General features: G+C 37.4%; 9 protein-coding genes, 3 tRNA genes and 1 pseudogene. 2 read left to right on the forward strand and 11 right to left on the reverse strand.

Going from position 1 to position 11,473, the window contains the following annotated elements; genetic code table 11:
• Nucleotides 1-12 precede the first annotated feature (12 nt).
• From ACLNCP_RS06715 to ACLNCP_RS06750, 8 genes and pseudogenes are all read right to left on the reverse strand, one after another.
• A pseudogene (locus ACLNCP_RS06715) lies at nucleotides 13-210 on the reverse strand (nuclear transport factor 2 family protein); the annotation flags it as partial.
• A 28-nt stretch (nucleotides 211-238) separates the two neighbouring features.
• The gene (locus ACLNCP_RS06720) at nucleotides 239-682 is read right to left on the reverse strand and encodes a MarR family winged helix-turn-helix transcriptional regulator (RefSeq protein WP_023946036.1); all 444 of its coding nucleotides are present in this window, start codon (nucleotides 680-682) and stop codon (nucleotides 239-241) included.
• Nucleotides 683-826: 144 nt separating this feature from the next.
• Nucleotides 827-2,020 carry an O-antigen ligase family protein gene (locus ACLNCP_RS06725; protein ID WP_004258845.1) on the reverse strand — a complete coding sequence of 398 codons (1,194 nt, stop codon included), beginning with the start codon at nucleotides 2,018-2,020 and terminating at the stop codon, nucleotides 827-829.
• Between the two features lie 137 nt (nucleotides 2,021-2,157).
• Nucleotides 2,158-3,600 (reverse strand): sucrose phosphorylase, encoded by a 1,443-nt coding sequence (gene gtfA / locus ACLNCP_RS06730; RefSeq protein ID WP_424844216.1) that lies wholly within the window; start codon nucleotides 3,598-3,600, stop codon nucleotides 2,158-2,160.
• Nucleotides 3,601-3,907: 307 nt separating this feature from the next.
• Nucleotides 3,908-4,741 carry a carbohydrate ABC transporter permease gene (locus tag ACLNCP_RS06735; RefSeq protein WP_261020800.1) on the reverse strand — a complete coding sequence of 278 codons (834 nt, stop codon included), beginning with the start codon at nucleotides 4,739-4,741 and terminating at the stop codon, nucleotides 3,908-3,910.
• Between the two features lie 16 nt (nucleotides 4,742-4,757).
• Nucleotides 4,758-5,630, reverse strand: coding sequence for a carbohydrate ABC transporter permease (locus ACLNCP_RS06740; protein ID WP_261052658.1), 873 nt, complete (start codon nucleotides 5,628-5,630; stop codon nucleotides 4,758-4,760).
• 18 nt (nucleotides 5,631-5,648) lie between these two features.
• Nucleotides 5,649-6,899, reverse strand: coding sequence for an extracellular solute-binding protein (locus ACLNCP_RS06745; protein WP_261014059.1), 1,251 nt, complete (start codon nucleotides 6,897-6,899; stop codon nucleotides 5,649-5,651).
• 34 nt (nucleotides 6,900-6,933) lie between these two features.
• Nucleotides 6,934-9,096 carry an alpha-galactosidase gene (locus ACLNCP_RS06750; RefSeq protein WP_424844217.1) on the reverse strand — a complete coding sequence of 721 codons (2,163 nt, stop codon included), beginning with the start codon at nucleotides 9,094-9,096 and terminating at the stop codon, nucleotides 6,934-6,936.
• A 107-nt stretch (nucleotides 9,097-9,203) separates the two neighbouring features.
• On the opposite strand from ACLNCP_RS06750, the gene ACLNCP_RS06755 reads away from it, so the two are divergent.
• Together ACLNCP_RS06755 and birA are read left to right on the forward strand one after the other, a co-directional pair.
• On the forward strand, nucleotides 9,204-10,040 hold the full coding sequence (locus ACLNCP_RS06755; protein WP_045605751.1) for an AraC family transcriptional regulator: 837 nt from the start codon (nucleotides 9,204-9,206) through the stop codon (nucleotides 10,038-10,040).
• A gap of 20 nt (nucleotides 10,041-10,060) precedes the next feature.
• Nucleotides 10,061-10,996 carry a bifunctional biotin--[acetyl-CoA-carboxylase] ligase/biotin operon repressor BirA gene (gene birA / locus ACLNCP_RS06760; RefSeq protein WP_045605749.1) on the forward strand — a complete coding sequence of 312 codons (936 nt, stop codon included), beginning with the start codon at nucleotides 10,061-10,063 and terminating at the stop codon, nucleotides 10,994-10,996.
• A gap of 187 nt (nucleotides 10,997-11,183) precedes the next feature.
• Here birA and ACLNCP_RS06765 read toward each other — a convergent pair.
• The 3 genes from ACLNCP_RS06765 to ACLNCP_RS06775 all read right to left on the reverse strand — a co-directional run bounded on the left by ACLNCP_RS06765 (nucleotide 11,184) and on the right by ACLNCP_RS06775 (nucleotide 11,456).
• Nucleotides 11,184-11,271 (reverse strand) — tRNA-Ser (locus ACLNCP_RS06765).
• Between the two features lie 6 nt (nucleotides 11,272-11,277).
• Nucleotides 11,278-11,351 (reverse strand) — tRNA-Ile (locus ACLNCP_RS06770).
• Nucleotides 11,352-11,385: 34 nt separating this feature from the next.
• Nucleotides 11,386-11,456, reverse strand: a tRNA-Gly gene (locus tag ACLNCP_RS06775).
• Nucleotides 11,457-11,473 lie beyond the last annotated feature (17 nt).

Here is an 11,473-nt window from a genome sequence, read left to right on the forward strand (position 1 = left end):
TGTATCCTCAATTTAAAACTTCCCTCTATTGGTCAAGTCTTCTACCTTAGGCATGACTTCCTTATTATCCCAATGTTCCACAATTTTCCCGTTTTCTAGACGGAAGATGTCATACTGGGCATAGGCAACTCCATCAATCTGAGTCTGACCATAGCTAACCACATAGTTTCCTTGTCCTAAGAGTTGGAAAACAAATTCAAAAGTGGCATTTGCTTATAAACAGCTAATTTGCTATATTCTAAACCTCATTTTCCTCCTCTTTCAGATTAGCCAAAATTCTTTCTCGAAAACCTTCAAATTGGCGAATTTCTTCCTCGGTGAATCCTTTGTAAAAGATCGTATCCAATTTCTGACTGACACGATGCCCCACTTCTTTCTGAGACTGCCCCAACTCTGTTAAAACCAAATACTTCTTACGCTTATCTTCTCCACATGGACTAATAGCTACAAGATTTTGTTCCTCTAGTTTTTTAATCATCGTCGTCAGTGTATTGTTAGCAAGCCCAGTTGCCAGAGCAATATCTGTCGCAGTTGCGCAGCCAGTTTCACTATTCCATAAAACCGCTAAAATCTTCCCCTGTTCACTCCGATAAAGAGCTTCAGGATCTTGGCTCAGTAACTTTTGAAAAATTCTCCCATTCAACAAACGAATATGATGGGCTAGCAAATGACTATCTTTCATGACACCTCCAATTTATTTCGATATCGAAAAGAATAAAACAATTGTAACACTCATCGTTCTAACTGTCAACTATTTCGATTTGGAAATAATTTTTCCCAGTAAAAAAATCTCCTACCCAAGGTAGAAGATTTTAATCTTATAAACTTAATCCGTCATGTCCGATACCAAAGTTCGATGCTCCAACGGAATACTGCACATAACTAGTAAGAAAATGAAACCTGACTGAATCCAGAAGAGGGCCAAGTCAAAAATTCCATGTACAGCAACCACTGTAAGGAAAGACAGATAAAGACCGATAATCGGACGTTTCCCCGACTCCTGACTCATATCCATCATCAATCGAACAGGAGCAACAGAAGACAAAACTAATAAAATAGTCCCCACAATTCCGTAACTCAGAATCGTATCGATATATAGACTGTGAGCATGTTCATGATAAGGAGCATTTATCCTAGGATAAGAGTGCATGTAGGTCAATGGCCCCTCACCCCAAAAAGGATTTTGCTTAAACAAGGCCATCCCAGCATCCCAGATAGAAATGCGCTCTTCCATAGAAGAATCCAAAGTCCCCATCCGAACTCCCAAATCACTAGAAAAGAGGAAACTCAAGCCAATCGCGAAGACCCCAATACTAAGCCAAAAGGCCTTCCAGTTTTTAATGGTCGTAAAGAGATAGATGATTGCTCCAGCGATAATAGCAGGAAAGGCAGTTCGATTTTGAGTAAAGTTCAAACCAAAGAGATTCACAAAGCCTGCAATCACACAGAATACTTTCAACCAATTCAACTTGGTCGTTGTAAACAGATAGAAGGCAATCATGATACAGAAACAACAAATAATTCCATAATAATTAGGATTAAAGAAGGTCACTTCTGCTCTATTCTGATGCCAGACCTGCATATTGGGTGAAAGAAAAGCATAGTTGAATTTCTTCACAATTTGGAAATGCTCTAAACTCGCAAAAGCAGCTGACAAGACGCTACCAAACAAGACGAGCTGCAAAATCAAGCGAAAGAATTTATGTGATAAAATCGACTGATAGTGCAAAAAGAAAATAGTAAAAAGAAAAATTCCTACCGAAGCCACAACTCCCATCCAATTTTGTGCAAAAACGGATATAACAGTACTATAGCCAAGAAAAAGAAGCAGCATCGGATGCTCCCCCATTTTCTGAAGAATACTTTTCATATCCCCTGTAAAAATTAAACTGATAATATATAAACAGAATACAACTACAAAAAGATAAAAGGGTAAAAAGATACTCAGGATAATTCCCAATAAAATCAGCTCTTTACTAGACAACCCTTTCAGCTTTTCAATAAAGCCTATTGATTTCAAAATGAATCCTTTCTCTCCAAATCAATTGATTCAGATAATAGTAAGCTACCCTATATTGTACCACTTTTTTAGCAATTTGAAAACAAAGGAAACGTTTTCTAAAATAAAAACCCTATTTTATCAACCATATCAAGGCTTCAAAATGTTACTTCAATTCCGTTCTCAATTACCCGATAAGTCTGATTTTGCAAATCAATTTCTGCTACTGCTGTTACGGACTTATCTTTATTTTGACGTTTGATTACAATGCTGTGGGCTGTTGGTGTTTTAACGTCAATAGTTCCTTCTAAATCAAATGCTTCTGAACGATTACGGAAAGAAAATAGATTGAGAAGGGCCTTCACTACAGGACGTTGGACTTCTTCTGCTATTTCCTCATTGCTATAGTAATGACGATTAATATTTCGACCTTCTTTGGTTTCTTCTAATAATTCCAGGTCATTCTTTCCTGCTAGTAGACCCACATAGTAGACTTGGGGAATACCTGGGGCAAAAGCTTGAATCAGACGGGCAAGGAAATACTTGACATCATCATCTCCAAGCGCAGAATAGTAGGTTGAATTGATTTGGTAGATATCTAGATTGTTATACTCTGCACTGGAGTACTTACGTTTGACATTCGCTCCAACCTTATAGAGCTCATTTGAAGCATAGTCAATTTCTTCATCGGTCAGGATATCCTTGACATCCACCACTCCAATCCCATCATGGGTATCTAGTGTCGTAAATTGCTTCATCGGGCTCATCTTTAACCACTTGGCTAAGCGCTCTGTTCTGGAACTGTAAAGAGTATAAAGAGTCACCATTGGAAGGGCAAAATCATAAACATAGTAATCATGATCCGCTATTTTAAACTGAATAGAATAATGTTCATGAATCTCAGGTAAGAGCTCTGTCCCATACTCAGCAGCGATATCTCGGACTTTATCCAACAAATCCCAAATATCTGGTTCCACAAAGAAATCATTGGTATCCAACTTCTTCACTGCATAAGCAAAGGCGTCTAGACGAATCAAATCACACCCGTTACTTGCCAAGTGCTGAATGGTCTTACGGATGAATTCCATCGTTACTTCTTTGGTCACATCAAGATCAATCTGCTCCTCACCAAAGGTATTCCACAAATGTTCTACTGAACCATCTGCAAAAACAATCTCTTGCATTGGTGCACGATCCTTACGCTTGTAAATTAAATCTACATCAGCTTGTGTCGGACGGTTTTCTGGCCAAAACTTATCCCAGTTTAAAAAGAGATCTTTAAATTCACTGGCTTCATGTTTTTCTTGATAGTCCTTATAATATTTAGATTGACGAGAAATATGATTAATCATAAAGTCAAACATAAGATAATATTTCTCACCTAAACGCTTAACATCCTCCCAATCACCAAAAGCTGAGTCCACTTCGTCGTAGTCAACTGGCGCAAATCCACGATCACCTGTTGATGGGAAAAATGGTAGAAGGTGAACTCCTCCAATAGCATCTCCAAAATGCTCTTCCAAATTATCATATAGGTCTTTAAGATTATTTCCCAAACTATCTGAATAGGTAATCAACATGGTTTTATTCTGAATCGGCATCATTACTCTCCTTTTTCTAATTGAAGCCAAGCCTCATATGACTTGGCTTCGTAAATCAAATTCATGTTATACTCTTCGAAAATCAAATTCAAACCACGTCAGCGTCGCCTTACCGTACTCAAGTACAGCCTGCGGCTAGCTTCCTAGTTTGCTCTTTGATTTTCATTGAGTATTAAATCTCTGTTTATCATCAAACTCGTACTAATATAGACTGTGATAAACTAAGTACTACTTTATTTTTCTCTTGAATTGTCAATAAGCTGAACCCATCCTCTGTGTCAGAGACTATAGATTCCATGAGTTCTTCTTACTTCACTGCTCCGTTGCTCATTCCTGAAATAATATGTTTTTGGAAGATGAGGTAGACGACAGTAATTGTTACAATTCCCACAATATAGGATGCAAAACTTGGCCCATAGTCATTAAAATATTGACCTTGGTAGTTGTACTGGAAGAGAGGCAAAGTCCACAGCTTGGAATCCTTATTCAAAATCAACAATGGCAACATAAAGTCATTCCAGAACCATAATGCATTGATAATCAAGGTTGTAGCATGCATGGGCTTCAGCATTGGAAAAATAATTCGACGGTAAGTTGTAAATCGATCAGCCCCATCAATTTCTGCAGCTTCATCTAAACTATCTGGTACACTGATTTTAATATAACCGACATACAAGAAGAGGGTCTGTGGAATTGCATAAGTTAGATAGAGTAGTACCAACCCCCACATATTTGCCAGGCCGAGTTTGCTCATCATAACTGTGATAGGAATCATAATCACCTGAAATGGAACAAATATCCCTAAGATCAAGAGCGAATACATAATTGCAAAGGCTTTTTTCTTAGACATATTTCGAGCAATGGAATAAGCTGCAGCTGGTATAAAGAAGGCTACTACAATCAATGATAATACCGTAATAACAGCTGAATTCCAGAAATAGCCTCCAATCCCATCCGAAATCAATCGTTCATAATTGCTTAATGTAAAAGGATTGGGCAAACCAAAGAAATGATTCATGATATCCTTGGTTGTCTTGAAGGAACTAAAAACCGTTACCAACAAAGGAACAAGTATGAGAATACCACCTACTATCAAGAGGACATACTTCCAAAACTGATTCAATTTTTCTTCTTTTTTCATGTGTAAGACTCCCCTATTAGATTTCAAATTTCTTTGATAGTTTGATTTGGATCAGAGAAACAATTCCAATAATTAAGAATAAAATCAAGGCAATTGCATTCGCATATCCATATTGATTACTCTTGAAGGCATAGTTATAGACTAAAAGACCAAGAGACGTTGTAGCATTATTAGGACCACCACTCGTCAAAGCAAAAATTTGGTCAAAGGCTGTCAAACCGGACTTAAGAGCTAGGATAAAAACCATAGAAATGGTTGGTAGCAAATATGGTAATTCAATCTTCCAAAAAGTTTGTTTGCTTGTTGCACCATCAATTGATGCCGCCTCCAAAATATCAGATGGAATACTCTGAAGACCAGCAAGAAAGAAGATAATTGGCATTGCTACTCCTTGCCATAGAAGAACAAAAATAGTTGCCACTACCGCACCGATTGGTGTTCCTAATAGACTTTCTTGTAAAAAACTAATCCCTAAAATTTTTCCAATCGTTGGAAGACCATAGTTGAAGAATTGTTTAAAAATCAAGGAAACTGTCAAACCAGACAAAACCGCCGGGAAAAAGAACCATGCTCTAAAGAAGGTCTGCCCTTTCATCTTAGAATTTAAGGCTCGAGCGACAACCATCCCAATTGTAATCTCTCCAATAATCAATGCCAGGGTTAAAATCAAAGTAAAAGCAATGGCTGTGAAGAATTTCCCATCAATCATCAGCAATTTGTAGTTATTCAGACCAACAAATTTATAATTATAGGTCAATCCAGTCCAGTTAGTCAAACTATAGAAAGCACCTTGTACCATCGGAAAGTAAAAGAAGATAGCTTGTAATGCAAGCGGGATGAGCAAAAAAGTCCAACCCCAGTATTTATTTAAAATTTTTCGAATAGCCATATCATCTTAACTCCTATTCTAGTCCAAATCTGCCTTCATTGGATTAAAGAAAGCATTGAGATTGTTTGCCATATTTTTCAGATTTTTATCCATCAAGTAACCTGCACTTAGATTGAAAAAATCTTCTTCAGAATTCCAGTGTTGGCCCAACCAAACATAATGTTTATCCGTAAATGCTAGTTTAGAAATCTCTGCAAGTGCTGAATCTTCTTTTTCCTGTACACCTTTCACCGCAACTGGTGATCCATCCACATCATAATATGCTTGCATAGCTTTTGAACTAGTCATATAGCTGATAAATTCTTCGGTTTCTTTAGGATGTTTGGTAGTAGCTGAAGTTGATAGTGCCATGTCCCCTGCACCAACAGTGACTTCTTTTCCTACTTCTTCTCCTGGGAAGGCAAACATCCCCACATCAAATTTTGGATCCTGTTGATTAATTGCCGCTAATGCCCATGATCCTTGTGGCATCATCAAGGCTTTTTCATTCGAGAATGCTACCACCGCATCATTATAAGAGGCACCACGCCATCCATCTTGAGCATTGTCTGCCAACAAATCTAGTCGTTCTGCATCTGCTTTTAAAATAGCATCATCTACAGAAATAGCATTTGGTTTTGAAAAGCGAAGATAGTTATTAGCTGCGTCTCCACTGCCTGTAATAGTAATGAGAGAAAGTTGGTGATAACCGTTTAATGTCCATCCTTCATTGCCTGCAACTGCAAACGGAGAATTCCCACTATCTTTTATCTTTTTAACAATCTCTTGAAACTCTTTAAAAGTCTTCGGTTCCTCAAGTCCTAATTCTTTAAACTTTGTTTTATTGTAATAGATTCCATAAAGGTTAGCAGTTAGAGGCACACTATAAATCTTGTTATTGATTGCATACTTTTCTGCATAGTCATTCTTAATGTTCTCAAGATAGGACTTCCCTGTCATATCTGCAAAGTAACCTGCTTTTGCCCACTCCTGAAAATCCATATTTTGAGGATAGATATTAACAATATCTGGAACATCTCCTGATAAAATCCGAGTCTTCAGAACAATTCCAGCTGCCGGAACAGTCGTCAGTTTTACATCAATAGTGGGATGATCCTTTTCAAAATTATCTACAATTTTTTGCAAAGTATCCGCCATTTCGGTCTTCTGGTTAAAAAATTCAATCGTTACCTTTCCATCAGTCGATTGATTATTCTGACCACAAGCTGCTAGACCTAGTAAACTAGCCCCAGCGACTAAAAGAAAACCTGCTTTCTTATACCATTTCATTGGAAAGCCTCCTTTATAAATTTATACACCTTTATTATAGTCTTCTAAAAATATACTGTCTACTCAAAAAATCTCCTTGGGATAAAATAACAGTTAAACCCGCATACATTAGTTCTGCACCTGAGTAAACTTCGCCATTTTCCTGTAATTCATACAGTCCCTCTTCATCCAAATCTTTTAACTTTAAAGTTGTTTCCATGGTCTCTACAACTGATAAAACGCGAACGTAGGTTACAATCGTTTGATTTTTGTAATTAAATTGTACAGCTGCTTCATTGGATGCAGTATCAGGATTAATTAGTCTATACTGTTGTCCTAACTGAACTACCGGTCGTAATTCTTTATACAAGTTCACCTGATTAGCAATCTCATCTTTCTCTTCATCTAATAAACTTGTCAAATCAAGCTCATATCCCAAATTTCCCATCATTGCTACATGTCCACGTGTTTCTAATGGTGTCATTCGTCCCATCTGATGATTCGGTACTGCTGAAACATGAGCCCCCATAGAAATGGTTGGATAGAGATAGGATGAACCGTATTGAATTGGTAAACGTGCAATAGCATCAGTATTATCACTAGCCCAGACTTGTGGGAAATAACGCATCATACCAAGATCATTTCGTCCACCGCCACCAGAGCAGGACTCAAAGAGAATATGGCTGTGCTTCTCTGTCAGATAAGAAACGAGTTCGTAAAGCCCCAGCATGTACTGATGAGATTGCATCTGTGTCTCTAGATAGTTCGATCCATTCCCTAGCTTAGTAATATTACGATTCATATCCCATTTGATGTAGTCAATCTCATGATAAGATAGGAGTTGATCTAAGACATTTTTCAAGTATTCTACTACCTGAGGATTGGCAAGATTAAGTACTAATTGATTTCTAGAATAGGTATGCTCATATCCTGAAATCTGAATAGCCCAGTCAGGATGTTTACGATACAAATCGCTATCTACAGAAATCATTTCAGGTTCTAACCAAAGCCCAAACTGCAAACCTCTTTCGTGGATAGCTGAAATCAGACTTTCAAGACTTCCACCCAGTTTTTTCTCATTAACAACCCAATCTCCTAAAGCACGATTATCATCAAAGCGATTGCCAAACCAACCATCATCTAATACAAAAAGTTCAATGCCAACTTTCTTAGCTTCATCTGCTAACTCTAACAGTTTTTCTCTCTGAAAATCAAAGTAAGTAGCTTCCCAGTTATTAATTAGAATTGGGCGTTCTTTTGTAGAAAATTTACTTGGCATAATGTGCTTCAGTACAAAATTCTGACTTTCATGACTAACACCAGTTAATCCCTTATCTGAATAGGTCACTATAGCTACCGGTGTTTCAAAGTATTCCTCAGGGTCTAACTTCCAAGAAAAGTTTTCCGGATTAATCCCAATAGCCAGCCGAACTTCATTCAATTGATTCTTTTGAACAAAAGCTTCAAAGTTTCCACTATACATTAGTTGAATAGCAAACACATTTCCAGCATCCTCTGTGACTCCTTGATCACATAAGAGAAGAGCTGGTGTTTGAGCATGCCCTGAAGCCCCACGGTTCGAACTAATCGAAAAAATTCCTTGTTCTACCTGTTGACGTCGAACAGTCTTTTCACGAGCATAAGCACCCTGCAGAGTTACTATTTCGTATGCTGCCGCTGGAAAATCAGCCACAAAAGAAAAGTCTTTATGGATGACAACTTCCTGATTACTATTATTTTCCAATTTACTGTAGCTAGCAATTGTCGAATCATTATTAAAAGCAGTATAATACAAATTCAGACTAAGTTGAGCCTTAGAATCTTCTAACATTAAGACAAGAGTCTCTGTATCGTCCATGCTATGTGGAGACGGTAAGCCCTGTGGACCATTCTGACCTTTTAAAATCTTTGCTTCTACAAATCGAAAGTCTGTTACTTCAGTTACACTATGCTGAATCTGTATAGTTGGTTTCCTAAAATCTCCTAAGCCATGTTGTCCAAAAATTTGACGTTGAGTATCTAAACTAAAGGTTCGATTAGTAGCTGTTGGATTTCCTGAAAAGGCATGGTCTCGTTCATAAACACTATTGGAACCTTTATAGTTCTTAATAGTCTTTCCTAAATGTTTCAAAAGTAAGTAACCATTTCGATTTTCAATAATCAAACTTAGATTTTTACTCTCAACATAAAATAGATTATTCTCTATCCTAACTCCCATTTACTTCACCTCATCACTTTATTGACTATATTTTATCATCTGAAATCGCTTTCTAAAATAGAAAAATGTCTCAAGAATATGGTAAAATGTTAGGTAGGAGGTATCACATGCTAGTTTTTTCAGAATACCAGACTGGAACAATTGACCTTTCCCTAAGCTTTTATGGATATGAGGAATGCACACCTAATTACTCTTTTGGTCCAGCCATTCGTGATACATACGTTCTACATTACATTACTAAAGGACAAGGAAAATTTCATTACAAGGGTAAAATTGTTGATTTAAAAGAAGGAGATTTCTTTCTATTAAAACCAGAGGAACTAACCTTTTATCAAGCAGATAGTAAAGAACCTTGGGCCTACTACTGGTTAGGAATCACTGGAGGGAAAGCTCCTGATTATTTTGCTCTTTCTCAAATTTCTGACCAATCCTATCTCATCCAATCTGAAACTTGTCATACCCAGACTACTGCAAAACTCATCTCAGACATTGTTCGCTTCGCTCAGATTACAAAATCCAATGAATTAGCTCAACTCCATATCATGGGACAACTCCATGAACTGATGTTTCATCTGGGAACTATTGCTCCCAATCAGAAAAAAAAGAATATTTCATCAACCTACCAACTCTATCTTGAATGCAAACGATTAATTGATAGCCACTATCCTCAATCACTTACAATTCAAGATTTAGCAAAAGAACTATCCGTTCACAGAAGCTACTTATCAAGCGTATTCAAAGAATTTAACACCTTATCCCCAAAAGAATACCTACTATACGTTCGAATGTATCGAGCTAAACAACTTCTCGAAAATACCCAAGAGTCAATCAAGGTAATTGCATACTCGGTAGGCTTTTCAGATCCACTACATTTTTCTAAAGCTTATAAACAATACTTTAATCAGACTCCAAGTCAAACAAGAAAAGAATATTCTCAACACTAACTAGTGAGAAAGGAAACACTATGAAATCCTACCAAGCCGTCTACCAAATTCTAGCTAAAGAAACCGACTATATCAGCGGAGAAAAGATTGCAGAAGAACTATCACTGACCCGAACATCAATTTGGAAAGCCATCAAGCGTTTAGAACACGAAGGCATTGAAATTGATAGTATCAAAAACAAAGGCTATAAACTGGTGAATGGAGACCTTATTCTTCCAGAACTTCTAGAACAAAATCTTCCAATTAAAATCAGTTTTAAACCCGAAACAAGATCAACACAACTCGATGCAAAAGAAGCAATTGATTTAGGAAATGAAGCAAACACCCTCTATCTAGCTTCCTATCAAACAGCTGGCCGAGGCCGTTTTCAACGTTCTTTCTACTCCCCACAAGGTGGCATTTATATGACACTCCATCTCAAACCAAATCTCCCCTATGACCAATTACCATCCTACACACTACTTGTAGCAGGAGCTATCTACAAAGCCATTAAGAACCTAACTTTAATAGATGTCGACATAAAATGGGTCAATGATATCTACCTCAAAAATCATAAAATTGGAGGAATCCTCACTGAGGCAATGACGTCTGTAGAAACTGGCTTAGTCACAGATATCATTATTGGAGTAGGAATCAACTTTGCTATCAAAGACTTCCCTCAAGAATTAAAAGAAAAAGCTGCTAGTTTATTCAAAACTCCAGCACCTATAACCAGAAATGAATTAATCATAGAGACCTGGCGTGCTTTCTTCGAAACACCAGCAGAAGAGCTATTATACTTATACAAAAAACAATCATTCGTTCTAGGAAAAGAAGTGACTTTCACACTAGATCAAAAAGACCACAAGGGACTTGCTAAAGATATCTCAGAAAATGGCAAACTTTTAGTTCAATGTGATAACGGAAAAGAAATCTGGCTCAATAGCGGAGAAATCTCACTCAAGAGTTGGAAGTAGTAATAAACAAGCACAACCATAAAATCGACAATATATAAAGATTTTAGCTTTTCTTCAACCCACTACAGTTGACAAAGAGCGCAAAAAAACTTCAGATAAGTAATCCAATTAAGTTTTACAAATCTAAAGTTTTTATTCTACTATTCTTAAAAATACAAAAAAAGAGAGTTATAAACCCTCATTCAAACGGAGAATAAGGGATTCGAACCCTTGCGCCAGTTACCCGACCTAACGATTTAGCAAACCGTCCTCTTCAGCCTCTTGAGTAATTCTCCAATTAATGGGCACGAGTGGACTCGAACCACCGACCTCACGCTTATCAGGCGTGCGCTCTAACCACCTGAGCTACGCGCCCAAGTTAAAAACTTGGTAATTTGAACAAAGTTCAAAGCGGGTGACGAGAATCGAACTCGCGACAACAGCTTGGAAGGCTGTAGTTTTACCACTAAACTACACCCGCATACATACTATTAATAA

The organism is Streptococcus sp. CL6.35, assembly GCF_049737915.1.
In the GTDB taxonomy this organism is placed as follows: Bacteria; Bacillota; Bacilli; order Lactobacillales; family Streptococcaceae; genus Streptococcus.